Here is a 24110-nt window from a genome sequence, read left to right on the forward strand (position 1 = left end):
AGATCTATTCTTCGAGAGAATGGGTCTCACGAGAGACATGCAATGGATCGGTTTCACGAATTGAACGCCTTCATCGCCGTTGTCGAAGCGGGCGGCTTTTCCGCCGCGGCGCGTAGAACCGGCGATTCACAGTCCGCCATCAGCAAGGCGATCGGCGCGCTGGAAAAGCGCCTGGGCGTGCTGCTATTGAACCGAAGCACACGCAGCGTCACCCTGACGGATCAGGGGCAGAAGTACTACGAGCGGACCAAGCCGTTGCTGGACGAGTTCGAGGTAGCCGACAGCGAACTGAGCAGCAGCACGCTGGATGTCTCGGGCCTTGTCCGGATCGCCTGCGCCTCTACGTTTGGCCGTCTGCACGTTCTCCCGCTCATTCCCGAACTGCTGTCGCGCCATCCTGGTCTTCGGGTCGATCTCGTGTTGTCGGATTTCGTACGCGATATGGTGGAGGATCGAATCGATCTCGCGATTCGAGTGGGCACCGTCAACGATCCGGATTCGGTCGTGAGGCGAATCGCCAGCACCCCGCTGGTCTGCGTCGGATCGCGCCGCTATTTCGAGCAACACGGCATACCGAAGGATCCTGCGGAACTCGCCAATCACAATTGCCTGGTCTACGGCGGTCTGATGGAATCGGCGAACTGGCCGTTTCGCGGGCCGCAAGGCCGGTTCAACGTGCCTGTGCGAGGCAACCTGTCGTCCAATAGCGTCGAGACAATACGATCGGCCGTGCTCGCGGGTGTGGGAATCGGCCTCTTCTCGAAGCTCTCGCTCACCGACGAACTCACGCATCCCGACATCGTGACCGTGCTGGACGACTTCATTCAAGACGCCCGTGATGTCAGTATCGTCTGGCCGAGGCGTCGTTTCGTGCCTGCGCGCGTTCGCCGGATCACCGATTTTTTTGCGGCTGCGCTGCCGCAGCGCTTGTAGAATCGCGACGGCTTCAAACGCAATACGTCACGCAATGTTCGCAAGCTGCGCGTGTCGAGTGCCTGCGTCGTTCGACATCGATTCGCGTACATGGCGTGCGAATTCCTGCGCCGCGGGCTGAACCGTCGCGGGCAATCGCAGGCAGATCGCGAACGGCGGCAGCGCGGGCAAGCCGGTTGCTTGAGGCGTGAGCGTCTCCAGGTCGGCCGGCACCGTGGAGGCGAGCCAGGTCGTGATCGCGAGGCCCGCACGCACCGTCGCAGCGGTCGCCTCGATGTTGCCGCTCTCGAATACTGTGCGCCACGCAATGTCCTCGTCCGCGAGCGCGCCGAGCACGACCGCGCGGAAGGCACATCGCTCGTCCACCATCGACAGCGGCAACGGCCGCTTCTGCCAGGCATCGCTGCCGCGCCCCTTGACCCACACCAACGGCTCGATGCGGACCACTTCGCCTTCGGCTTCGCTCGCGACATATTCGACCAGCGAGACGTCCACACGACCGCTATTCACCGCTTCGCTTAACTCCGGCGACGCCGCACACACAAGCGAAATCTCCACTTGCGGATGCGCTTCCGCGAACGTCTTCATCGCGGGCGCGAGGGGGGTCACGAGATCGTACGGCACGCCCATGCGCAGGCTGCCGCGCAGTGATCGACCGGTCATGTCGGCCCAGATTTCGTCGTTCAGCCGCAGCAGCTGGCGCGCCTTCACGAGAAATTGCTCGCCATGGCGCGACAACTCCAGCTTGCGCGTCTTGCGCACGAACAGCAGGCAATCCAGCACGTCTTCGAGGCGCTTCACCTGCTGGCTCACGGCGCCTTGCGTCATGTGCAGCAGATTCGCGGCGACGGTCATGCTGCCGCTATCGGCGACGGCAACGAAGGTGCGGATCAGATCGAGGTCGAGGTTTCGGCTCATTGATGCATTATGCCGCGTAATGGATCACATCATAATTATTGCCTTTAATAATGCGTCGGTGGTCCGTACAGTGCAAGTCTCATTCTCCCGGATCTGCACCGATGACCTCGATCCTGCCGCTTCTCCTGTTTGTCGTCATTGCGACCGTGACGCCCGGCGGCGCAACCACACTCGCCACCGCTTCGGGCGCGCGCTTCGGCTTCGCGCGTTCGATTCCACTAATGCTCGGTATCGCGATGGGCCTGGCGATGCTCGCCGCCGTCGCCGGGCTCGGGCTTGGTGGCCTGTTGCTCGCGCTTCCGTCGCTGCAAACAGCCGTCAAGGCGCTCGGCTCCGCGTATCTACTGTGGCTCGCGTGGCGCATTGCGCGCAGCGGGCCGCCGAACGCTGACAAAGGGCCCGCGCGCCCGGTTACGCTCGTCAACGGTTTCCTGCTGCTCTGGCTCAACCCGAAAAGCTGGGCGATGACGGTCGGCGCGGCGGCGTCGTTCGCGCTGCTCGCGGGCAGTCCGAACCGACTCGCGCTGCTGCTCGGCGCTGCGTTCGGCGTGGCCGCGTGCGTCTCGCTCGCGCTGTGGTGCGCGCTCGGCGTGCTGCTCGCCCGGCTCTTTCGGACGCCGCGCCATTGGCGCATCCTTAATCTCGCGATGGGCGTGCTGCTCGCCGCATCCGTCATTCCAGCATGGAGATAGCGATGCCTTGCCATCCGTTTGCCGAATCGTTCGATCTTGAAGCCGCGTTCGCCGACGTATCCGATTACTGGTCGCCGAAAGTTGTCGCGCAGGTCAACGATCAGTACGTGAAAGTCGCGAAAGTGCGCGGGCAGCTCGTCTGGCACGACCACGAGCACGAGGACGAACTGTTCTTCGTTGTGCGTGGCCATCTGAAGATCGAGTATGAAGGCGGCCGTGTCGTCGATCTGCCAGCGGGCTCGATGCATGTGGTGCCGCGCGGCACGCTCCACAATCCAGTCGCAGAGGACGAATGCTGGATCGTGCTGATCGAGCCCGTGCAGACACAGCATACGGGGCGCGTGGAGTCGCCATTGACGAGGACGATCGAAGAGCAGTTGGGCAGCTCACACTGAGACGGCCCGGCCCCCCGGACATCGACAAGACGGATTCAACCGAACACCTTTGGCAGCCGGCTGGGTTGAGCGCGAAGATACTGCTTCGGCGCCCTGACCTGAGCCCCGAAGTGAGCGGCAGCGTGCCAGGGCCAGCGCGGGTCGAAGAGCACGGCCCGGGCCAGCGCAATCAGATCGGCCTCTCCCGTGCTGAGGATGGATTCGGCTTGCTCGAACTCGGTGATCATGCCGACGGCGATGACAGGGAGCGTCGTCGCCTGCTTAGGCATGCATGGCAGAAACGTCGCAATTCCAGGTCCGCATCACCGTCGCCCGAGTTGGCCGATGCGCTGCGAGCAAGCAGTCCCTATGAGGGGCGCGACTTGCTCGAAGCCGTATTGCGCGAGTACAACGCCGCTTTGAAGTGCCAGTTCGACGCGTTCGCCGATTATGTCAAAGAGGCGGAGTGTGCCGGGCTGGACCGCTATCCGTTGTATCAATGGACGAAAGACACGATCGTCAATCCCGGGAAAAAGGCGAAGTACCTGAAGTCGTTTGCGGTGTACGTGCGCGGTGAAGAGGTGCGCAAGTGAGACAGACACCGGTTCTGCCGCATCGCATCATCGTCTTGGGCTACCCAGGGGCTTCGTACTTGCGCCAGGTAGCACTCAGAACCGATGCTGAACGCCAGCCGTCATCCCTGTTTGCGTGTCGGCCGCACCGACGAGGTCGCGCGACAAGCCCACCTTCTGACCGTGCTGAGCCATCGCATATCCGCCGGAGACATAGAGCAGCGTCCGTTTGGAAAGCGAGTATTGCCCGCGCAGCGAGAACAGCGTCGGATCGGCGTCGCTCGCTCCTTTGATGTTCTGATGATAGATCGCGCCGAGCAGCGTGAAGTACGGGTTGAAATCGTACGAGCCGCCGATCCAGTACATATCACTTTGCAGCGTTGCCGCCGCAGTCCTAAATGTCTTGCGATAATTCCGGTAACCGACCATCGCCTTCGCCGCGCCGAAGTCGTATGAAAGACCAGCGTGGATGCCCTGAATGTAGCGGGTCTGATCGACGGGCGTGACGCTGTCCGCCGCGCCGTTTTGTCGATCGTAGGTGACCACGGCAGCGAACGGACCGCCGGCGTAGCCGAGCGCGAAGTCGTATTTCGAACTCGTCTTCATGCTCCCCGGCACATTGCCGAACCCATACAGCGCGCCCAGCTTGATGCCGGAGAATTCGCCGTCGTAGCGCACGGCGTTGGCCGAGCGGGTGAACAGACCGTCTTTGCGGCCGCCCGTCGCGCTCGATGATGTCGCCCATGAATAGTTCGGCGCATAGCCCATCGGATCGAACGGCAGCATGTAATCGTACGTCACCGTGAAGGTGCGCCCGAGCGTCAACTGCCCGAAACGATTTTTCAGCCCGACTGTAGCGCGCCGGTCGAAGATTGCACCGGGGCCGTCGTCGAAGGTGCCGTTCGCGATGTTGATGCCGCTTTCGAGCTGGAATACCGCCTTCAGCCCGCCGCCCAGGTCCTCGACGCCGCGCAGACCCCAGCGCGACGTATTCTTGCCGCCCGAAACGAGCCGTGCAGAACCACCGTTTGCGCTGGTGTGATTCGCGTATTCGACGCCCGCATCGACGATCCCGTAGAGGGTGACCGTTGATTGCGCCTGCGCGACGGCGGCGATGCCCGCGCATGATAGACCCAACATGGTTGTTCTTGTGATATGCGACTTCATTGTCTACTCCCAGTTTCTGCGTTGGATTCCGGTGGCGGCATGCGCCAACCCACGGTTACTGCAGCTGCAAACAAGCTTGAATGGCACGAGCCCCTTGTCAGCACGCCTGGGCAAAGGCCCAGCAGTCGTTCGCCGGCAGTTCGAGCCAGTGCTCGCCGGCGGCGCGTGGCTGCACGCCGAAGGCACGCAAGCGCAGTTCGCCGCAATGAAACAGGTATTCCCAGCGATCGCCGAGAAACATCGACGTGACGAGTTCGGCGCGCAGGCGGTTCTGCCCGGGACCATCGACGACCTGAAGACGCTCGAGCCGGATCACCGCTTCGACTGCCTGACCGGGCGTAAGCGCTTCGCGCGCGGATGCCCGCAACGTCCAGCCCGCGCCGCTCAATACAACATGGCCCGGTTCGACAGCGCAGACGCGTCCTTCGAAGCGATTGTTGCTACCCATGAAATCGGCGGCGTACAGCGTGCGGGGCGAATCGTAGAGGTCTGCCGGCGAGTCTTCCTGTTCGATGCGACCGTTGCGTAGCAGCAGGATGCGATCGGACATCGCCATTGCTTCGGTTTGGTCGTGGGTCACGCATAGCGCCGAGAGGCCGAGCGTGACGATCAGCTCGCGCAGCCATGCGCGAGCTTCCTCACGAAGCTTCGCGTCGAGGTTCGAAAGCGGTTCGTCGAGCAGAATCACCGGCGGGTTGTACACGAGCGCCCTCGCGATGGCGACGCGCTGCTGCTGCCCACCCGACAGCTGATGGGGATAACGCGCGGCGAGAGCACCGAGGCCGAGTTGATCGAGCGCGGCCTGAACCCGACGCTTGTGCTCCGGGGCCGACACGCGACGCAGCTTGAGCCCGTAGCCGACGTTTTCGGCTACGGTGCGGTGCGGCCACAGAGCGTAGGACTGGAACACGAGACCGAGCGAGCGCTGCTCGACGGGCAGATCGATGCGGGCTGCGCCGTCGAAGAAGACGCGTTCGTCCAGCTGGATGCGACCTGATGAGGGCTGTTCGAGACCGGCCACCGCACGCAGCAGCGTGGTTTTGCCGCTGCCCGATGCGCCGAGCAGACATACGACTTCACCCGCCTTCAGTTCGAACGAGACGCCCTCCAGGATCGGATGCGCGCCGTAACTCAGATGGAGGTCGTTGACCGAGAGCTTATCCATGCAATTTCACTCCGAAGCGCAAGGCCACGGCGAGACCGGCGCCGACCATTGCGATGTTGATGACGGAAAGGGCGGCGACTTGATCGACTGACCCTGCTGCCCACAGTGAGACGAGCAGCGCGCCGATGACCTCGGTGCCGGGGGAAAGCAGGTAGACGGCGGTCGAATACTCGCGCTCGAAGATCATGAAAATGAGTAGCCACGCGGCGAGCAGCCCGAAGCGCACAAGCGGCAGCGTGACGTCGAGGCTGACGCGCGCACGTGTGCCGCCGACGCTGCGTCCGGCCTCTTCGAGCTCGGGGCCGACCTGCAGCAGCGCGCTCTGGATCAGACGCATGCCGTAGGCGAGCCACACAACGGTGTAGGCCACCCAGATGCTCCACATCGAGTTCTTGAGTTCCTTGAGGCCGGGGACGAAGAGGAAGACCCACAGGAACGCCAGTCCGGCGAGCAGGCCTGGCACGGCGCGCGGCAGCAGCACGATGTAATCGAGCAGGCGGGTTGCCCAGTCATGCTGGCGATGGCCCGCGAAGGCAACCAGCGTGTAGAACCCGACCGCGAGCGCGCCGCCCAGCACGCCGATGCCGAAGGTGTTGAAAATGGCCCGCACCAGATTGCTGTGCTCGAACAGTTCGGAGAAGTTCGCGAGAGTCAACGTCTCGACGAGGTCCACGCCTTCGCCCCAGTGAGTGACGAATGCTCGCAGCACGATGCCGGAAAGCGGCACGAAGATCGTGAGCAGCAACCAGAGCGCGACGACGGCGAGCGCGACCCAACGCCATGTACCGAGTGCCAACACGGTCTGCCGCGTGGCTTTGCCCTTGAGAGCGACGAAGCGATTGGCGCTCTTGAGCAGATGCCGTTGCAGCAGCACGAGCGGAAAGGTCACCGCGATGATGCACACGGCGACCGCGGCCATCAGGTGATACGAGGGCACGCCGAGCTTGTTGGTGAGCTTGTAAAGGTAAGTGGCCAGCACGAGATGCCCTTCGGGGTCACCGAGGACGAGTGGCAGACCGAACACCTCGAAGCCGAGGAAAAACACCAGTACGCCGGCAAAGAGCAGCGCGGGCATGCTCATGGGGAGGCTCACGTCGAGGGCCACGCGCAGCGGCCGGGCGCCCGATACGCGCGCGGACTCCTCGACGTCGGAGCCAAGGTTGCGCAAGGCCGCCGCGGCATAAAGATAGACATGCGGCACATGCGTCAACCCGACGATCACGGTGATCGCGAAGACCGAATACACGTTCCAGGGTGTGCCCTCCATGCCGGTCAACTGCTTCCACCAGATCGAGTAGAAGCCGGCTGGGCCTGCGGCGATCACGTAACCGAAGGCGAGCACCATCGGCGAAACGAAGATGGGCGTGAGCAGGACCGGTTCGAGCCAGCGGCGTCCTGCCAGATCGGTGCGCACCATCAGGAAAGCCAGGATGCCGCCGAGCGGAATGGAGATGAACAGCATGCCGCTCGCGATCGTGAAGGAGTTGCCCGCGGCCGACCAGAAATCAGGGTCGGTAAAGATGAAGGCGAAGCCGGCCAGGCCGAAGGTGCGGCTCGCGTCAAAGAACGGGGCGCTCAACAGACTCTGGAACACGATGAGCGCAACCGGTAGCGCGACAGCGACGGTCAGTACCGCGATGACGAGCCAGCGTAGCAAGCCAGCCAGGGGGCGCAGCGGCCCCTCGGGCAGCGCCGGAATATCGCTTTTCTCCCTGGCATGGAGCGGCACCGCGGCCGGGATGGGCGCGCGTCGTGAAAGCATGAGGGTCCTCCTGCGGCACGCGGCCGCATATCGAAAAGGGAAACAGGGAGAGCGCACCGTGAAGCGCCCGGCGCTTCACGGCGTTCGTCGTGTCAGGCGTGCGCTAGCGCTTGATCGACTGTTGCCATTGCCTGAGAAATTCGAGGCGTTTGGCCTGGTCGAGATAGACGAGCAAGCCGGAACCGACCGGAATCGGCTTAAGCGAATCTCCGAGCTGTTCGGTCAAGCCGGCCATCGAAGTCTCGCCGGTCACGTCGGCGCGGATCGAGAAGAGGTTCGCTTCGTTCGCGATCAACGTTTGACCGCGTTTCGAGAGCACGTAGTCGACCCACAAACGCGCTGCATTGGGGTTCTGGGCCTTCTTCGAAATGGTGAGCAGGCGGCTAACCACCTGCGTGTAATCCTTCGGGTAGACATAGCCGATGGTTGGATCTTTTTTGGCCTTGCTATACGCATAGGATCCCAAAATATTGTAGCCAAGCAAATTTTCGCCGGATGAGATTCGCTCCATCATGGCGCCGGTACTGGACTGCAGCTTCGGACCTGTCGCGCCGATTGCCCGCACGAGTGCCCACGTGACCTGAGGGTTCACGCGTGCATCCTGGGTCAGATAGTTGAAGCCGGTACCCGACTTCTCGATGTCATACGTGGTGACCTTGCCCTGGTAGCGTGCCGACTGGGTCTGTAACAGCTTGATCAGGTCGGCGCGCGTCTGCGGTACCTCGCCTGCCGGCATCAGGCGTTTGTTGTAGACGATCGCGAGGGGCTCGAAGGTCGTGCCCCAGGCCTGCTTCTGATATTGCGACCACGCCGGCAGATGCGGGGTCTCGGGCGACTCGTAGGTCGCCATCAGACCGTCGTTGACGAGCTTGATCTGCAGGTCCATGGCCGAGCTCCAGAGCACGTCGGCGCTCGTGCTGTTCGCGGCGTTCTCGCTGATGAAGCGGTTGTAGAGCTCGGTGCTGTTCATGTCGTTGTATTCGATTTTCACGCCATACAGGCTTTCGAAATCCTTGATGAGGGGCTTCGCGATGGCGGCATCCGTCGCGGCGTAGATGATCAGTTTTCCTTCTTTTTTTGCGGCTTCCACCGAGGCTTGATAGTGGCTCGGGTATCCGGCAGGAACCTGCGCCCAGACCGGGCTGACGGTGAGTGCAAGAGCGAGCGTAGCGGCACAGCGTTTGGATGAAATCGGCATGTCTTCCTCCAGGTCAAGACGGGCTTTTATCTTGTGTTGGCGAATGGTAAGGTTTCGATGCTTTCTGTACGCTTTCATCCATGGCGAAAACTGGAAGGAAAACGAATGATTTCTCTCATGGATTTCCCTGGGGGCGGCGATGCGTGTTTTGCTTGTTGAAGACAACCCGATCCTGTCCCGTTCACTGACCGATGCGCTCTCCAGCGCGCATCTGACGGTCGACTGCATGCATGACGGCGAGTCCGCCGATCACGTGCTGCGCACCCAGGACTACGCACTCGTGATCCTCGACCTCGGGTTGCCCAAGCTCGACGGTCTGGAAGTGCTGCGCCGTCTGCGCGCGCGCCGCAACACGGTACCGGTGCTGATACTGACCGCGCACGGATCGGTGGAGGATCGCGTGAGGGGACTCGACTTCGGCGCCGACGACTATCTGGCCAAGCCCTTCGAGCTGAGCGAACTGGAGGCACGTACGCGTGCGTTGATACGACGCAGCCAGGGGCAGGACTGTCTGCGCGTGGCCTGCGCAACACTCGTCTACGACGCCGCCGACCGCGGCTTCAGCCTCGAAGGCGAGCCGCTCCCTCTCACGCCGCGCGAGCGCGCGGTGCTCGAAGTGTTGATCCTGCGCAATGGCCGGGCAATCAACAAGGAGACGCTCTCGGAGAAGATCTTCGGCATTGACGAATCGGTGAATGCCGAGGCAATCGAAATCTATGTGCATCGGCTGAGAAAAAAGCTCGAAGGCAGTGCCGTGGCGATCGTGACGCTGCGCGGGCTCGGCTATCTGCTCGAAACGAGGCAGGCATGCAGGCCCGTCTGAGGGCACCCGATCTGCGTATGCGGATGTCGCTGTGGCTGCTGCTGCCGCTGCTTGGCCTGCTCGCGCTGGATGCGTGGCTCACCTATCAGCGCGCAATGCAGTCGGCCCATGCCGCGTTCGACCGCACGCTCGAGTTTTCGCTGCGTTCGATCCGCGAGGGGGTGCACCTGCGCGAGGGGCGGGTCCATGTCGATCTGCCTTATCTCGCGCTGGAGATGTTCGAATCCAGCAACGACAGCAAGATCTACTACCTGATTCGCGAAGAGGCGGGTCAGGACGCACGGCCTGTAACCGGCTACGCAGACTTGCCGCAGCCTGTGGGGCACCGTCTCGATCCTTTCGCTACACGCTTCTACGACACGATCTATCGGGGCGTGCCCTTGCGCATGGCCTTACTGCGTTTGCCCATTCACGACGTGCCCGCCGCGCAGACGCGCATGGTCCAGATCATGGTTGGCGAAACCATCGAACCACGTCAGGCGCTGGCGCAGCAGATCCTGATCGGTTCGATGCTTCAGGAGGGGCTGCTGGTCGTGCTCGCGCTCGGCATCGTCTGGCTCGGCGTCGGGCGAGGCCTGCGTCCGCTCAACCGCCTTTCGGCAAAGGTCGCGGCGCGCAGCGAGGACGACGGCGCGCCACTGGCGGCTTCGGGCCTGCCACGCGAGGTCATGCCGCTTGTCGAGGCGATCAATCAGTACATCTCGCGCTTGCGGCGCATGCAGGAATCGCGTCGGCGGTTTTTTGCCGATGCTGCGCATCAGCTGAAGACCCCGTTGGCGGTGATTCAGGCGGAAGCGGAACTGGCTCAGCGCGGCAACCTCGACGCCATCACCGGCCTGCATCTGCGGCGCCTGAACCGGGCGGTACGCCAGGCGGTGCGGGCGGTGCAGCAGTTGCTTTCGCTCTCGCGGCTCGATGCCGGCTGCGATCAGGCGGCGAAGCGGGCACCGATGCTGCTGCACAAAATCGCGCGCAGCGTTACGCTCGACTGGTCACCGGTGGCGCGATCACGCGGCATCGATCTCGGTTTCGACCAGCAGGACGCGGTCGAATTGGTGGGTCACGGGGACCTGTTGAAGGAGCTGATCGGCAACCTGATCGACAATGCGATCCGTTATTCGGGCGACAGCGCGGTCATCACGGTGCGAGTGGGGCGGCGCCATACCTGCGCCGTGCTCGAGGTCACCGACAACGGGCCGGGCATCGCCCGGCACGAGCGCGAAGTCGTGTTCGAACGCTTCTACCGCTGCGAATCGACGCAGAACGTAGAAGGCAACGGGCTGGGACTCGCGATCGTCGCGGAGATCGCGCGCGTGCACGAGGCACGCGTTACACTCGACGAAGCCCCCGGCGGAGGTCTCGCAGTCAGTGTCGCGTTCCCGGCTAGAGCGCCAATTGCACCGGGCACGACCGCGAGCGCGACCACTGCCGCGCCCGCACAGCGGGCACCCAGGCAGGGAGTTTCATGAAACAGGCGATTCAACATGGCGGCGCCTGCGCCAGTCGATATTTGCTGCTCCGCAAAAATGAGTGAGCGCGCTAACATTGCCGCGAACGGGTAATGAGCGTGATCTAATACCCGTGCAACATTGCGAACAGCCTTGTCGCCGCAATTGCAGACGGCTTTGGTTAGAATCGGTTGTCAATTCGACTATTCATTTTCTTTTCGGAGGCGAGCGTGCCAGGTTTACTTCCCAATGTCGACCGCGAGGGACTCCTCGAATATTCAGTGGTTTACACCGACCGCTCGATCAATCACATGTCGCAGCTCTTTCAGGGCGTCATGCGAGATATCTCCAGCTCCCTGAAAAAAGTCTACAACGCGAAGTCGGTCGTTGTCGTCCCAGGCAGCGGGACCTTCGGCATGGAAGCCGTTGCTCGGCAGTTCGCGACGAACAAGAAGTGCCTCGTCATTCGCAACGGCTGGTTCAGTTTCCGCTGGTCGCAAATTTTCGACATGGGCAGCATTCCTTCTGAATCGATCGTGTTGAAGGCGCGTCCGGTCGAACAAGGCAGGCAGGCCGCCTATGCACCGCCGCCGATCGAAGAAGTCGTCGCGGCGATCAAGGAGAACAAGCCCGATCTGGTCTTTGCGCCGCATGTCGAAACCGCATCCGGAATGATGCTGCCCGATGCGTATTTGCGCGCGGTGTCCGACGCTGTACATGCTGTTGGCGGCATGTTCGTACTCGATTGCATCGCCTCCGGTACGGTCTGGGTCGACATGGAGGCCAGCGGCGTCGATATCCTGATCAGCGCACCGCAAAAGGGGTGGAGCGCGTCACCCTGCTGCGCGCTCGTCATGCTCAACCTGCTCGCCCGCGAAAGAATCGACGCAACGACCAGCACCAGCTTCGCCTGCGATCTTCGCAAGTGGCTGCAGATCATGGAAGCCTACGAGAACGGTGGATTCGCTTACCACGCAACCATGCCTACGGACAGTCTCGCGACGCTGCGCGACGTGATCAAGGAAACCGGGGCATACGGCTTCGACAAGGTGATGGCGGAGCAACTCGAACTCGGCAAGCGCATTCGCTCGCTCCTGGTTAGCAAGGGTTTCAGAAGCGTCGCAGCCGAAGGTTTCGAGGCGCCGGGCGTCGTGGTCAGCTACTCGGACGACGACGGCATACGATCCGGCAAGAAGTTCGCCGATGCCGGCCTGCAGATCGCGGCCGGCGTTCCCCTGCAATGCGACGAGCCTGAAGACTTCAAGACCTTCCGCATTGGCTTGTTCGGCCTCGAAAAACTGCATGACATCGAAGGCGCGGTCGCAAGGTTCGCGAAGGCGTTGGACCGGATCCTTTAACCCGCTTTTCCTCGAGGCGCACGACGCGCTTCCTTAGGTCATCGCGAAACAAAACGAGTGCCCTTGCGGCGCTCGTTTTCGTTCTTGCTGCGGTGCGACTCGTGTAAAGCCATCGAACGTTGCCGACTCAAGCGTCTGCCGGCGTGTCGACGTACCGCAGACCCTTTTCGGCAAGGCGCTCGCGCATGCCGTAATAGTCGAGGCCGAGCGTGCCGCCCGCGAGCACCGCGCGCGTTTTTTCTTCCTTGGCGAGGCGCGCCTGGGTCGCTTCCACGACCTTCGCAACCGTGGCGAACGGCACCACGACCACGCCGTCGTCGTCGGCCACGATGACGTCGCCCGGATGCACGATCTGCTGCGCGCACACCACCGGCACGTTCACCGAACCGAGCGTTTCCTTCACCGTGCCTTGCGCTGAAACGGCCTTCGACCACACCGGGAAGTCCATCGCCTTCAGTGCGCGCACGTCGCGGCAACCCGCGTCGATGATGAGCCCGCGCACGCCGCGCGCCGCGAGCGAGGTGGCGAGCAGTTCGCCGAAGTAGCCATCTTCGCAGGGCGATGTGGGCGCGGCCACGACTACGTCGCCTTCGCGACACTGCTCCACGGCCACGTGCAGCATCCAGTTGTCCGAGGGCGGCATGAGCACGGTCACGGCCGAGCCCGCAATCGCGGCGCCCGAATAAATCGGCCGCAGATACGTGGCGAGCAGGCCGAGGCGGCTTTGCGCCTCGTGCACGGTAGCCGTGCCGGCCTCCTTGAGGATGTCGATGTGGCGCGCGTCGGCGCGCGGAATCTGGGTAACGACGACACCGCGTTTCATGACAGATCTCCCACCACTGCGGGCGTCAGGCGCATATAGCCTTCCGCGTATTGAATGTCGCGCTTCGCCGTAATGCCGATATTGCGCTTGGCCTGCACGCCGCGCTGTTGCGCGACACGCGTGTAGTACTCCCAAAGGTGTTCCTGGCCCGCCATGCATTCAATGGCGCGGCGCTTCACGTCCCACACTTCGGTGATGTCGAGGAAGGTGTCCGGAATCCACTCGCACTGCTCGGTCTGGTGCGGTTCGAACGCGTAGACGGGCGGCGCGCCGACGATCTTCTGCCCCGGATTGTGGCCTTCGGCCTGGGCGATGATGCGCGCTTCCTGTGCCACGTGCATGGCGAGCGGATGATCGAAGTTGTACGGGTCTTTCTGCGAATGGCTCAGCACGAACGCGGGCTGCACGTCGCGATAGATATCGACGAGGCGCAGGAGCGCTTCATCGGAAACACGCAGCGGATAGTCGCCCAGATCGAAGAACTCGCATTCCGCGCCGAGAATCTCGGCGGCGGCGAGTGCCTCCTCGCGGCGCGCGGCTTTCACTTTCTCGATGGTCATGTCGGGGCCCTTGCGCCAGAGCTTCGCAGACTCGCCGCGCTCGCCAAACGAGAGGCACACCACCTTCACGCGATAGCCGTTCTTCTTGTGCAGGGCAATCGCGCCGCCCGCGCGCCATACGAAATCCGCGCTGTGCGCGCTCACCACGAGCATCGATTTTTCAGTCATTTCCGGTTCACCAGACGTCGATCATCACGAAGCCCCATTGTAGGTTTGGGCACGCCTCGCGAACCAACGAAAGGACTGCCGAATGGCATCGAATCTACTTATCGGCGCCGCATGGATTGCGCCTCGAAAACGGGCCAGGCCGCGTCTCGCCCATGCGGCGGCAAACGCCGTGCGGCGCATTGGTTGCGCGCGCAACGTTGGACGAAGCAGTGCGCTCACACGGCGCACTCCAGTCTTGTGGCCCGAATTTTCCAACCTTTCGTTGCGCCCACAACGAATGCCCGAAGCTGAAATTGTTGCGTAAACGTTGAATACACCTATTGACAGTAATATTTAAATAACAAGCATTCTCATTTTCAATACAATCCGCATACTTTTCCGGGCCGCTCATAGGGCCAGCTCTGCGAGCCCTGTCTGACCGGCAAAGCATAACCATTCGCCCGGAGCCTGAGCGCAGCACCAAGGCATCACGGAGCGACAGCGCTACCTTCGCTACGAACCCTTTTTATGTCCGCATCCCGTTTGCACACGCCTTTCAATTTGCCTTCGCGTCTCCCCGCTTCCCGCGTCACGATCCTCGCCGCCATCGCCGTTGCCTTCAGCCTGCCGACCGCAGCGTTCGCGCAAACCGCCGAGGCGGCCACCGTGGCGAGCGGCGCCGCTGCGACCGGTAACGCCGGCAACGCCACGCTGCCCACCGTGAAAGTGCAGGCGTCCCAGGAAACGCTGCCGGGCGACCTGCAGCCGACCTTTGGCGGCGGCCACGTGGCGCGCGGCGGCGACTTCGGCGTGCTCGGTTCGCAGAAGAACATCGACGTGCCGTGTTGGCCGCATCGAAATACTGCGGACCCGTATGGGTCCAGCGCGCCGAAAGCGTGAGGCCCTGCACCCACGGCACGTCGTATTCGGCGCCCAGGTTGAGCAGGAAGCTCGGCACGCCGACCACCATGTCGATCAAGGCGTGGGACACGGTGGATCTGGGTGCGCGCTATGCGACGAACGTGTTCGGGCGCCCGACTACGTTCCGCGCCAATGTTTTTAACCTTGCCAACAAGGCGTACTGGTCGTCGACCAACGGCGGTTATCTGACGATGGGCGGGCCGCGTACCGTGTTGTTCTCGATGACGACGGACTTCTGACCGGCAAACGTCAGCGTAGCGACACGGACAAAGGGCCTGGCGGTTCGTCTGCCAGGCCCCCTTTGTTTTTGGCGTAGGTGTGTGGGCGATCGAGCTTCGTTATCCGCCCACCACCGTAATCGCAAACCCGTCCCAGCCTTTGCTGCCCACCGTCTGCACAGCCGTGGTCTCGAGCCGTTTGTCGTGACCAAGCATGTCGAAGTAGCGACGCAAGCCAACCACCTCGTCCTCGTGATGCGCGGGGTCGGCCACGCGCCCTTCGCGCACCACGTTATCGGCCACGATCACGGTACCGGGACGCGAAAGCTTCAGCACGCGTTCAAGGTAGTTCGGGTTATTGCTCTTGTCCGCGTCGATAAACACGAAGTCGAACGGCGGCACGTCTTGCGCGATGAGCGCATCGAGCGATTCAAGCGCGAGGCCCGTCATGACCGTCACCTTCGCATCGAGCCCCGCCCGCGCGATGTTCGCCCGCGCAACGGCCGCGTTTTCCGGGCTGAATTCAAGCGACACCATCGCGCCGTCGTCGGGCAGCGCGCGCCCGAGCCAGATCGCGCTATAGCCGCCCAGCGCGCCGATTTCGAGTATGCGCCGCGCGCCCTGAATGCGCGCGAGCAGATGCAGAAACTTGCCCTGATTCGGTGCCACGTTGATCGCGCGAAGGCCCGCCTTGGCGCTCGCCGCGAGCGCGCCGTCGAGCGCGCCGTCGAGCGCGTCATCGGGACCGATCAGCCGGTCGCAGAACCAGTCGTCCACTGCTTGCCACGTTTGCTCGTTCATCACCCTGCTCCGCTTTTGGATCAAGCCGCCAAGATTACCGCACCCGCTCGCGGCACTGCACAAGCGCGAGATTGTTGCGCGCCTCAACGATACGGCATCCTGATTAATTGAATGAACCGGAAGGCTGACTTTCGGCACACCACCTCCGGCGCCCGCGTTGCGCAATCGCAACGCCGCCGCGCTTTGTTGCGTGCACAGGAATTGTCAAGCGCTCCAACCCGCCAGCCCAACCCACGCGCTCAACTGTCAAACCGGTCGCCAGGCCCCGCCAGCCCGTCATCTGCGCGCTTTACGCAACGGGCATAAACACGTGCATTCATAGGGCGCGATCCTCGGCTCTCCGCTAAACTGCACCCACACTGACGCCGTTTCGAGATAACGCCTGGCAGCACCGCGCCGCCAGTATCCTTGGTCGCTGTCTTTGCAAGATAAAGACAGCCACTGCGAAGAAAACAAAGGGCTGTTGCGATGCGACTCTCCGTTCAAGTTGGGCTGGGCGCACTCGTCGCCGGATTGCTGCTGGGGGCGAGCCTCTTCGCGGTGGACAAATCGGCTGTCGCGGCCTCTGCCACCGTGACCGGGCCCGTTGTCATCCAGACGGCACCCGGCGCCGTCATTGCGGAGCCTGCCGCGTCGACGCCGCTCGGGCAGCCACGCACGCGCACGTTCACGTTGCGCCAGATGGGTGCGTACGGGCCGATCCCGTTGCGCGGCCTCGATCCCTCCGGCAGCATGAGCGTCGACGTGCGCACCGACGAAGTCGTGACCGGCGCGAAGCTCAAGCTCGTCTACACCTATTCGCCCTCGCTGATCTGGTCGCTTTCGCATCTCAGGGTGTTTGTGAACGGTGAAGTCGTCGCGACGATTCCGCTCGTGAAGGAGACGGCCGGGCAGCTCGTGACGAGCGAGATCGATCTCGACCCGCGCCTTTTCACCGACTACAACCGCATCACCGTGCAGATGATCGCGCACTACACGCTCGATCATTGCGAGGATCCCTATCACTCGAGCCTCTGGGCCGACGTGAGTCCCGACACGTCGCTCACGCTCAACACGGCAGGCATCGTCCTGCCCGACGACCTCGGGCTCTTGCCAGTACCGTTCTTCGACCGCCACGACAACCGCCTCGTGCGCGTACCCTTCGTGCTCGCCGCCAACGCGGGCGTGCCCGTGCTGCATGCGGCGGGCGTCGTCTCATCGTGGCTTGGCGCGCTCGCGAACTATCGCGGTTCGCGCTTCCCGGTCTCGCGCACCGTGCCGCCCGACGCCAATGCCATCGCGCTCGTGCTGCCGGGCCAGGTGCCCGAGGGGCTGAACCTGCCGGAGATCAAGGGCCCCACAGTCTCGGTCATGGCGAACCCGGCCGCCGATCCGCAGTCGGGCCGCAAGCTCCTCGTGCTCGCGGGCCGCACGCCCGAGGAACTCCTGAACGCCGCCTACGCGGTCGCGCTCGGGCAGGCCGGCATGGCCGGCAGCAGCGTGATGGTGAAATCGATCGATCTCGGCCCGGCGCGCGAGCCCTACGACGCGCCGAACTGGGTGCCCACCGACCGCCCTGTGCTGTTCCGCGAGCTGGTGACCGACCCGCAACAGCTCCAGGTGTCGGGCTACAACCCGCCCGCGATCCGCGTGAATCTGCGCGTGCCCGCCGACCTCTATGCGTGGGCGCGGGGCAACGTGCCGCTCGACATCCGCTATCGCTACACAGCGCCTTCCGCGTGGAACGACTCGGTGCTCAACGTGAGCATCAACGATCAGCTCGTGCGCTCGCAGCGGCTGCGGCCCGTCACGCGCGCGTCCGACGAAGCGCGCATCAACGTGCCGCTGCTTTCGGGCTCGGACACCCGCGCCACAACCAATCTGGAGATCCCCGCGTTCCGCGTGGGCAGCGACAACCAGTTCCAGTTCCAGTTTCATATCGATTCGCAGAAAACGGGGCTGTGCACCTCCACCGCCACCGATGTCGCGCGCGCGGCCGTCGATCCCGACTCGGTCATCGACTTCAGTGGCTTCGCGCACTACACGGCGCTGCCCAACCTCGCCTTCTTCGCGAACAGCGGCTTTCCGTTCACGCGCATGGCCGACCTTTCCGACACGGCTCTCGTGATTCCGGACGAACCCGACACGAAGGATCAGGAAGCCGTGCTCACGCTGCTCGGCCACATGGGCCAGTGGACCGGCCTGCCCTCGCTGCGCCTGACGATCGTGCCCGCAAGCCAGGTGGACAGCGTGCGCGACAGTAACCTGCTCGTGATCGGCTCGGGCTCGGGCGCGCAACTGCTAGAGAAGTGGGGCAAGGACCTGCCGCTTCTGATCGAGCGCGGCAGGACAGAAGTGACCACGCGTGACCAGCGCACTGGGTGGCCCGGCTGGCTTGGCGGCACCGAGGACGAGGACCCGACACCGTCGGGCCGCTCGATCGTCACGCTCGGCGGACCGATGGCGGCGCTGATCGGCTTTGAGTCGCCGCTCAAGTCGGGCAGGAGCGTGGTGGCGCTCTCCACCACCTCGTCGGCGCAGCTCGGCGACGTGCTCGATGCGCTCCAGGACGGCGGCAAGATCTCGCATATGCACGGGGATCTCACGCTCGTGCGCGACGGTCAGGTGGAGGGCCTGCGCGTGGGCAACCGCTATTTCGTCGGCGATCTGCCGTGGTATGCGCGCGCCTGGGTGTATATCTCGCGCTACCCGTCGCTGATGGCGCTTGCGGGCATTCTGGCCGGTCTGATCGTTGCGCTCACCGTGTTCTGGGCGCTCGGCCGCATGGCCTCCCGCCGCTCCGGGACCTGACGATGCGCCCGGGTTTGGCTACGCTCGCGCCCGCTCTGGCGCCACGGCTTGCGCCTCGGCTCATGCGCTGGCTCGCGGCCGGGGCGCTCGCCTGCGCGCCGCTCGTGCCGCTCGCACCACTGGCGCTGTTGATGCCGGCTGCGACAGCGCGGGCGGCTGCGCCAGCCGCCAATGCCAACGCCGCAAAATCCGCCAGCCCCGCGGCCTGCGCCTGGCCCGCGTGGATTGCGTTTCGCAGCACGCTGCTGAGCGCCGATGGCCGCGTGATCGACGCGAGCACGCCGCGCCAGGTGACCGTTTCCGAAGGACAGTCCTACGCGCTCTTTTTCGCGCTGGTCGCGAACGACCGCGCGAGCTTCGAGAAGGTCCTCACGTGGACCGAAAACAATCTCGCGCAGGGCGACCTCGCCACGCATCTGCCCGCATGGATCTGGGGGCGGCGCGACATCGGCGAGGACGGCAAGCCGGTTGCGGCGTCGGCAGCCTCGGGCGCTTCGAGCGCCGCGCATGCCGGCGAGCCGCAGTGGGGCGTGATCGACAGCAACCCCGCCAGCGACGCCGACCTCTGGATCGCCTACACGCTGCTCGAAGCCGGGCGCCTCTGGAACGAGCGCCGCTACACCGCGCTCGGCACGGTGATGGCCCGCAACATCGTGCGCGAGGAAACCGCCGTGCTGCCAGGTCTTGGCCGCACGGTGCTGCCGGGACCGGTGGGCTTTACGATCGGCAAGAACGGCTGGCGTCTGAACCCGAGCTACGTGCCGCTGCAGGTCATGCGGCGCTTCATGCTCGCGCTGTCAGAGGCGGGCGAATGGAAGGCGCTGCTCGCCTCGTCGGCGAGACTCGTCAACGAGACCGCGCCCAAGGGCTACTCACCCGACTGGGTGGAATATCACGCGAAAGGCGGCTTCGCCCCCGACGCGCAAACGCACGCCGAAAGCGCCTACAACGCGATCCGCGTGTACCTGTGGGCCGGCATGCTCGCGGGCGACGACCCACTGCGCGCCAGCACGCTCGCCACCTTCAAGCCGCTCGCGGACTTCGTCGGCGCGCATGGTTTCCCCCCCGAGCGCGTCGACACGACCACGGGCACACCGGGGCCGAACGAGGGCAACGGCGGCTTTTCCGCCGCGGTCGCGCCGTATCTGGCGGCGCTCGGCCGCAGCGATCTCGCGAACGCTCAGGCCGACCGCAGCCGCACGCTCGCGCAAAAGTCGCCTCCTGGCTACTACAGCAGCGTGCTGATGTTGTTCGGGCTCGGCTACCTCGACGGGCTCTATCATTTCGACGCGCAAGGCCGCGTTGCCCCAGCATGGACGAGCGCATGCCCCACGCCGCGCTGAACGCCCTCGCGTCTGCCCGCCGCGCTGCCCGCGTGCGCAGCGCGCGCCGCGCGGCTGCGCACCCGTTGCGAGGCGAGGCGGTTTCACGCCCGCCGCAGCGCTTGTTGCCGAACATCGCACCGCGACTCGCACCGAAACTCGCGCCGATCGTCGCGCTGCTCTTCGCGGCCTCGCCGTATCTGGCCTCGGCGCAGGCAGGCCCGCAGCCAGCGGCCAACGCCGCCACGCCGGCCGCCCAGGCCGCGCAGCTGCTCTCGGCCGCGCGCATGTGGGAAGGCAAGAATCGTCCGGATATCGCACGCGGGCTCGTGCAAAAAGCGCTGCTGTTCGACCCGCAGCAGCCCGACGCGCTCGCGTTGCTCGGCGAAATCGAGCTACGCTCGAATCGACCGGCCGAAGCCGCGAAAATCCTCGCGCAGCTCAAGAAGGTCGCGCCGAACGCGAGCGCGACGAAAGAGCTCGACGACGCCTACCGCGTCGCCACGAGCGGCAAGATGGAGATGGCGCAGATCCGCCTGCTCTCGGCCGCCGGCAAGAGCGAGGAAGCCTCGGCGCGCCTGCTCAAGCTCTTTCCGAACGGTGCGCCCGCGGGCGATCTCGCGGGCGACTACTACCGCATCCTCGCCGGCACGACCGCGGGCCGCGCGCAGGCGATCAGCGAATTGCGCACGCGCGTGAAGCAGAACCCGAACGATCCTCGCCTCGCGCTGATCCTCGGCGACTTGCTCACCGACCGCGCCGACACGCGCATGGAGGGCCTCAACCTGATCTACCACGTGTACCAGCGGCAGGACAGCAACCGTGCGTTCGCGCTCGAACTGTGGCGGCGCGCGCTCGCGAGCGCCGGGCACGACGATCCCGCCTATTACGTGTGGTATCTGCGCTATCTGCAGGAAGTGCCCGACGACGCCGACGCGAAGCAGACCGTCGCCGATCTCGGCAAGAAGCTCGGCGCGAAAGGGCAGGTGCAGGCGCAAGCCCTGGCGCGGAACCCATCGGCTGTCATTAGCGCGCCCGCGCCCTCGCGCGCGGCCGGAACGGGAGCCGCTTCGACCCAGGCGCGCCCCCGTCCCGGTCCCGGCGCGGCCGATCGCGCGCGCGGCCTTGCGCAACTCGATCGTGGCGATCTCAAGGACGCCGAAACCTCACTGCAAAGCGCGCAGCGCGCGAACCCCAACGACGGCGAAACCATCGGCGCGCTCGGTCTCGTGCGGCTGCGCGAAGGCCGCCACGACGAGGCGCGCGAGCTGTTCGCGCGCGCCCTCAAGCTCGACCCCGACAACGCCGGCAAGTGGCGCAGCCTCGAAAAGACGGCCACCATCTGGGGCACCATTGCGAAGGCGCGCGAGGCGAATACGCGAGGCTTGCCCGAAGAAGCCGAAACGCTCGCGCGCGAGGCGCTCAAGCTCGATCCGGGCAACACGACCGCCAGCGATATCCTCGGCAACGCGCTCATCGCGCAGAAGAAGTGGCCCGAAGCCGAAGCCGTGCTGCGCCCCCTCGTGAACGCCCCCAAGCCCGACATGGACGCGCTGCGCGGCCTCGTGACGGTGCTGCGCGAGACGGGTCGCGCGAACGAGATCGAGCCGCTGATCGCCGCCACGACGCCCCGCGTGAGCGGTTCGAGCACCGAGCAAAAGCAGCTGCACGCCGAACTGCTCTCGATCCAGGCCGACCAGTTGCTGGCGGACAACCGCAAGAGCCCGGCCATCGCGAAGCTCGAAGAGGCCGTGCGCCTCACGCCCGACGACGCCTGGACGCGCTTCACGCTCGCGCGCCAATACCGCGATCTGGGCCTGCCCGCACTGGGCCGCCAGGTCATGGAAGACGGCCTGAAGGTCTCGCAGGCGCCCGACATGCGCTACGCCACGGCGCTCTATCTGAATTCCGTAGACGACGTCGATGCCGCCGCCGCGCAGCTCGACGCCGTCCCCGCAGCCGAGCGCAGCGAAGGCATGCGCGAACTGATGGGCAATCTCGCCGCGCAGAAGAAGATCGCGCAGGCCCGCCAGCTCATCGCTCAGGGCAAGGAAGACGAGGCGCGCGCGCTGCTCGATTCCGCCGCCGCCGACGCGAATGCGGCCAACGACCCGCAGATGCTCGCCACGGTCGGGCGTGAGTGGATCGCGATAGGCGAGCCGGACCGGGGCCTGAAGCTCGTGCAGGACTGGCTCGCGGCGCACCCCGACGACCCGGCGGCGAACGGCGCGCGCGTACGCTACGGCGAGCTGCTGGCGGCGGCCAACCGCGACGACGCGTGGGCGAACTGGATCGACGCGACGCGCGATCAGCCCGGCATCACCGACGAACAGGAGGCCAGTCTCGACGACCAGGAGCTGCGCCTCGTCGCGCGCGAAACCGACCGTCAGATCGAGGCGGGCGACTTGACGGGCGCTCGCCATACGCTCGACGCCGTGCCCGACCGCCTCAAGACGACCAAGCGCTGGCTGCTCGAAGACGTCGATCTGCGCGAAGCGAAGGGCGACTACAAGGGCGCAATGGCCTCCGCTCAGAAGGTGCTCGTCACGCAGCCCGACGACGCCGATGCACGCCTCGCCGTTGCGCGTATGCTGGAGCGCATGGGCCGAGACCGGGAGGCCGCCGACATGGTGCGCGCAGTGTTGGCCGACACCGCGGAGAACGACATCGACACGCGCCTTGCCGTGGCGCGGCGCTTCACCGCGCTCGGGCTGAACGACGAGGCTTCCGCCGTGGTCGACCCGTTGCGCGAGCAGTATCCGAACAACCCGGACATTACGATCCAGGCGGGGCGCGTGGCGCAGGCGCGCGGCAACTACAACGAAGCGGCCAGCCTCTATCGCACCTCGCGCACGCAGGAACAGGCCGAAGGCACGCAGCCCGACGCCGACGGCACGACGTCGGCAGGCCGTGCGCTGCAAAGCCTGGAAGACCGCAAGCAGGGGCAGGTCGCGACCGGCTGGTATCAGTCGAATCTCTCGGGCGACCCCGGCATTTCCGAGCTGCACGCCACCGAAATCCCGCTGTACGTGCGCATTCCGGACGGCTACACAGGCCACTATTTCTTCCACGCCGACACGGTCTACCTGAACGCCGGCACGCTGCCCGCCAACGATCTCAACACCGCGTACAAGTACGGCAAGATCGCCGCGCTCGGCAACGCCGGGCTCTCGCCCGTCAACGAAACCGCCACCGGCGTCGCGCTCGCGGCGGGCTACGAGTTCAGCGGCGCGAACAATAGCTGGCGCGCCGACATCGGCAGCACACCGGTGGGCTTCCCGATCGAAAGCGTGCTGGGCGGCATTCAGTACCGCCACGACTTCCAGAACAATTCGTCGCTCTCGTTCGACGTCTCGCGGCGGCCTGTGACCGCCAGCCTGGTTTCCTACGCGGGTGGCATCGATCCGGTCACTGGCGAGAAGTGGGGCGGCGTGGTGCGCAACGGCTTCACCGTGCGCGGCGCGCAAGACTTCGGGCCCGGCACGATCTTCACGAGTATTGGCTTCGGGCTTCTGACCGGCACCAACGTGGAGACCAATCAGGAGTTCAAGGTTCGCAGCGGCTACGACTGGTCGGTGTTCAAGCGACCCGACCAGATCGTGTCCAGCGGCCTGATCCTCAACTACTGGAAGTACTCGAAGAACGAGCACAACTACACGTTCGGTAACGGCGGCTACTACAGTCCGCAGAGCTATTTTTCGATCGGCATTCCGCTCGACTGGACCGGGCGCTACAAGAAGCTTTCGTGGGAGATCGACGGTTCGGTGGGCATGTCCTTCACCAACGAGAACCAGTCGCCGTTCTACCCCACGCGGCCCGGCCTGCAGGCTCAGGCGCTCGCGTTCATGAGCGCCAACGATCTCGGCTCGCCCTACTTCGGCGGCGGCTCGGGCGGCGGCTTCAGCTATACGATCGAAGCGGCGCTCGAATATCGCGTGACGGAGCACTTCGTGGTGGGCGGGCGCTTTTCGATCGACCGCTCGCGCGACTACGCGCCGAATGTAGGTGTGCTGTACATGCGCTACTTCTTCTCGCCGCAGAAGGGACCGGTGCCGTTCCCGCCGCGGCCGGTCGTCCCTTATTCGGCCTACTGACGAGGCCACAGAGCGAGCGCGCAT

The 24110-nt window shown here is 64.6% G+C and carries 20 protein-coding genes and 1 pseudogene; 12 read left to right on the forward strand and 9 right to left on the reverse strand.

What is annotated here, in order from left to right; all coding sequences use genetic code 11:
* Positions 1 to 42 precede the first annotated feature (42 nt).
* Positions 43 to 933 (forward strand): LysR family transcriptional regulator, encoded by an 891-nt coding sequence (locus M3I54_RS28380; RefSeq protein WP_309249647.1) that lies wholly within the window; start codon positions 43 to 45, stop codon positions 931 to 933.
* A 27-nt stretch (positions 934 to 960) separates the two neighbouring features.
* On the opposite strand, the gene M3I54_RS28385 is transcribed toward M3I54_RS28380, so the two are convergent.
* The gene (locus tag M3I54_RS28385; protein WP_254341986.1) at positions 961 to 1851 is read right to left on the reverse strand and encodes a LysR substrate-binding domain-containing protein; all 891 of its coding nucleotides are present in this window, start codon (positions 1849 to 1851) and stop codon (positions 961 to 963) included.
* A 101-nt stretch (positions 1852 to 1952) separates the two neighbouring features.
* On the opposite strand from M3I54_RS28385, the gene M3I54_RS28390 reads away from it, so the two are divergent.
* The gene (locus M3I54_RS28390) at positions 1953 to 2543 is read left to right on the forward strand and encodes a LysE family translocator (protein WP_254341987.1); all 591 of its coding nucleotides are present in this window, start codon (positions 1953 to 1955) and stop codon (positions 2541 to 2543) included.
* 2 nt (positions 2544 to 2545) lie between these two features.
* Positions 2546 to 2938, forward strand: coding sequence for a cupin domain-containing protein (locus tag M3I54_RS28395; protein WP_254341988.1), 393 nt, complete (start codon positions 2546 to 2548; stop codon positions 2936 to 2938).
* Positions 2939 to 2973: 35 nt separating this feature from the next.
* Here M3I54_RS28395 and M3I54_RS28400 read toward each other — a convergent pair whose 3' ends face one another.
* On the reverse strand, positions 2974 to 3207 hold the full coding sequence (locus M3I54_RS28400; protein WP_375542222.1) for a hypothetical protein: 234 nt from the start codon (positions 3205 to 3207) through the stop codon (positions 2974 to 2976).
* 93 nt (positions 3208 to 3300) lie between these two features.
* Between M3I54_RS28400 and M3I54_RS28405 the strand changes: the two genes are divergently transcribed.
* Positions 3301 to 3510, forward strand: a complete 210-nt coding sequence (locus tag M3I54_RS28405) for a hypothetical protein (protein ID WP_254341989.1) — start codon at positions 3301 to 3303, stop codon at positions 3508 to 3510.
* A gap of 75 nt (positions 3511 to 3585) precedes the next feature.
* Here M3I54_RS28405 and M3I54_RS28410 read toward each other — a convergent pair whose 3' ends face one another.
* From M3I54_RS28410 to M3I54_RS28425, 4 genes are all read right to left on the reverse strand, one after another.
* Positions 3586 to 4656: a porin gene (locus tag M3I54_RS28410; RefSeq protein ID WP_254341990.1), complete on the reverse strand. Its 1071-nt coding sequence runs from the start codon at positions 4654 to 4656 to the stop codon at positions 3586 to 3588.
* A 97-nt stretch (positions 4657 to 4753) separates the two neighbouring features.
* Positions 4754 to 5821, reverse strand: a complete 1068-nt coding sequence (locus M3I54_RS28415; RefSeq protein ID WP_254341991.1) for an ABC transporter ATP-binding protein — start codon at positions 5819 to 5821, stop codon at positions 4754 to 4756.
* Positions 5814 to 7562: an ABC transporter permease gene (locus M3I54_RS28420; RefSeq protein WP_375542223.1), complete on the reverse strand. Its 1749-nt coding sequence runs from the start codon at positions 7560 to 7562 to the stop codon at positions 5814 to 5816. Before M3I54_RS28420 ends, M3I54_RS28415 begins: the two co-directional genes overlap by 8 nt.
* A 124-nt stretch (positions 7563 to 7686) precedes the next feature.
* Complete coding sequence (locus tag M3I54_RS28425) at positions 7687 to 8781, reverse strand: ABC transporter substrate-binding protein (RefSeq protein WP_254342017.1); 1095 nt, start codon at positions 8779 to 8781, stop codon at positions 7687 to 7689.
* A 139-nt stretch (positions 8782 to 8920) separates the two neighbouring features.
* Here M3I54_RS28425 and M3I54_RS28430 point away from each other — a divergent pair, with 139 nt between their 5' ends.
* The 3 genes from M3I54_RS28430 (at position 8921) to M3I54_RS28440 (ending at position 12410) form a co-directional block, all read left to right on the forward strand.
* Positions 8921 to 9604: a response regulator gene (locus M3I54_RS28430; protein WP_254341992.1), complete on the forward strand. Its 684-nt coding sequence runs from the start codon at positions 8921 to 8923 to the stop codon at positions 9602 to 9604.
* A complete protein-coding gene (locus tag M3I54_RS28435; RefSeq protein ID WP_254342018.1) occupies positions 9601 to 11073 on the forward strand; it encodes a sensor histidine kinase in 1473 nt (490 codons plus the stop codon). The genes M3I54_RS28430 and M3I54_RS28435 overlap by 4 nt, the downstream gene beginning before the upstream one ends.
* A 209-nt stretch (positions 11074 to 11282) precedes the next feature.
* The gene (locus M3I54_RS28440; RefSeq protein ID WP_254341993.1) at positions 11283 to 12410 is read left to right on the forward strand and encodes an aminotransferase class V-fold PLP-dependent enzyme; all 1128 of its coding nucleotides are present in this window, start codon (positions 11283 to 11285) and stop codon (positions 12408 to 12410) included.
* Between the two features lie 127 nt (positions 12411 to 12537).
* Here M3I54_RS28440 and M3I54_RS28445 read toward each other — a convergent pair whose 3' ends face one another.
* A complete protein-coding gene (locus M3I54_RS28445; protein WP_254341994.1) occupies positions 12538 to 13233 on the reverse strand; it encodes a 4-carboxy-4-hydroxy-2-oxoadipate aldolase/oxaloacetate decarboxylase in 696 nt (231 codons plus the stop codon).
* The gene (locus tag M3I54_RS28450; protein ID WP_254341995.1) at positions 13230 to 13961 is read right to left on the reverse strand and encodes a PIG-L deacetylase family protein; all 732 of its coding nucleotides are present in this window, start codon (positions 13959 to 13961) and stop codon (positions 13230 to 13232) included. The genes M3I54_RS28445 and M3I54_RS28450 overlap by 4 nt, the downstream gene beginning before the upstream one ends.
* A 507-nt stretch (positions 13962 to 14468) precedes the next feature.
* Here M3I54_RS28450 and M3I54_RS28455 point away from each other — a divergent pair.
* Both M3I54_RS28455 and M3I54_RS28460 read left to right on the forward strand, forming a co-directional pair.
* A complete protein-coding gene (locus M3I54_RS28455; RefSeq protein ID WP_254342019.1) occupies positions 14469 to 14840 on the forward strand; it encodes a hypothetical protein in 372 nt (123 codons plus the stop codon).
* 50 nt (positions 14841 to 14890) lie between these two features.
* Positions 14891 to 15100: pseudogene (locus tag M3I54_RS28460) on the forward strand (TonB-dependent siderophore receptor); the annotation flags it as partial.
* A 99-nt stretch (positions 15101 to 15199) separates the two neighbouring features.
* Here the strand turns inward: M3I54_RS28460 and M3I54_RS28465 are convergent.
* Entirely contained in the window at positions 15200 to 15880 is a 681-nt protein-coding gene (locus M3I54_RS28465) for an O-methyltransferase (protein ID WP_254341996.1), read from the reverse strand.
* 468 nt (positions 15881 to 16348) lie between these two features.
* Between M3I54_RS28465 and bcsB the strand changes: the two genes are divergently transcribed.
* Genes bcsB through M3I54_RS28480 form a run of 3 tightly spaced genes read left to right on the forward strand, consistent with a single transcriptional unit; the run spans position 16349 to position 24086 of the window.
* On the forward strand, positions 16349 to 18670 hold the full coding sequence (gene bcsB, locus M3I54_RS28470) for a cellulose biosynthesis cyclic di-GMP-binding regulatory protein BcsB (RefSeq protein WP_254341997.1): 2322 nt from the start codon (positions 16349 to 16351) through the stop codon (positions 18668 to 18670).
* Between the two features lie 2 nt (positions 18671 to 18672).
* The gene (gene bcsZ / locus M3I54_RS28475) at positions 18673 to 20013 is read left to right on the forward strand and encodes a cellulose synthase complex periplasmic endoglucanase BcsZ (protein WP_254341998.1); all 1341 of its coding nucleotides are present in this window, start codon (positions 18673 to 18675) and stop codon (positions 20011 to 20013) included.
* Positions 19995 to 24086, forward strand: a complete 4092-nt coding sequence (locus M3I54_RS28480) for a cellulose synthase subunit BcsC-related outer membrane protein (RefSeq protein ID WP_254341999.1) — start codon at positions 19995 to 19997, stop codon at positions 24084 to 24086. Before bcsZ ends, M3I54_RS28480 begins: the two co-directional genes overlap by 19 nt.
* Positions 24087 to 24110 lie beyond the last annotated feature (24 nt).

Origin of the sequence: Paraburkholderia sp. CNPSo 3274 (genome assembly GCF_024206475.1) — a bacterium.
In the GTDB taxonomy this organism is placed as follows: domain Bacteria; phylum Pseudomonadota; class Gammaproteobacteria; order Burkholderiales; family Burkholderiaceae; genus Paraburkholderia.

Coding starts and splice junctions, on each gene's coding strand:
- M3I54_RS28380 (WP_309249647.1), top strand. CDS start 43: ATGGATCGGTTTCACGAATTGAACGCCTTCATCGCCGTTGTCGAAGCG.
- M3I54_RS28385 (WP_254341986.1), bottom strand. CDS start 1,851: ATGAGCCGAAACCTCGACCTCGATCTGATCCGCACCTTCGTTGCCGTC.
- M3I54_RS28390 (WP_254341987.1), top strand. CDS start 1,953: ATGACCTCGATCCTGCCGCTTCTCCTGTTTGTCGTCATTGCGACCGTG.
- M3I54_RS28395 (WP_254341988.1), top strand. CDS start 2,546: ATGCCTTGCCATCCGTTTGCCGAATCGTTCGATCTTGAAGCCGCGTTC.
- M3I54_RS28400 (WP_375542222.1), bottom strand. CDS start 3,207: ATGCCTAAGCAGGCGACGACGCTCCCTGTCATCGCCGTCGGCATGATC.
- M3I54_RS28410 (WP_254341990.1), bottom strand. CDS start 4,656: ATGAAGTCGCATATCACAAGAACAACCATGTTGGGTCTATCATGCGCG.
- M3I54_RS28415 (WP_254341991.1), bottom strand. CDS start 5,821: ATGGATAAGCTCTCGGTCAACGACCTCCATCTGAGTTACGGCGCGCAT.
- M3I54_RS28425 (WP_254342017.1), bottom strand. CDS start 8,781: ATGCCGATTTCATCCAAACGCTGTGCCGCTACGCTCGCTCTTGCACTC.
- M3I54_RS28430 (WP_254341992.1), top strand. CDS start 8,921: ATGCGTGTTTTGCTTGTTGAAGACAACCCGATCCTGTCCCGTTCACTG.
- M3I54_RS28445 (WP_254341994.1), bottom strand. CDS start 13,233: ATGAAACGCGGTGTCGTCGTTACCCAGATTCCGCGCGCCGACGCGCGC.
- M3I54_RS28450 (WP_254341995.1), bottom strand. CDS start 13,961: ATGACTGAAAAATCGATGCTCGTGGTGAGCGCGCACAGCGCGGATTTC.
- M3I54_RS28455 (WP_254342019.1), top strand. CDS start 14,469: ATGTCCGCATCCCGTTTGCACACGCCTTTCAATTTGCCTTCGCGTCTC.
- M3I54_RS28465 (WP_254341996.1), bottom strand. CDS start 15,880: ATGAACGAGCAAACGTGGCAAGCAGTGGACGACTGGTTCTGCGACCGG.
- bcsB (WP_254341997.1), top strand. CDS start 16,349: ATGCGACTCTCCGTTCAAGTTGGGCTGGGCGCACTCGTCGCCGGATTG.
- bcsZ (WP_254341998.1), top strand. CDS start 18,673: ATGCGCCCGGGTTTGGCTACGCTCGCGCCCGCTCTGGCGCCACGGCTT.
- M3I54_RS28480 (WP_254341999.1), top strand. CDS start 19,995: ATGCCCCACGCCGCGCTGAACGCCCTCGCGTCTGCCCGCCGCGCTGCC.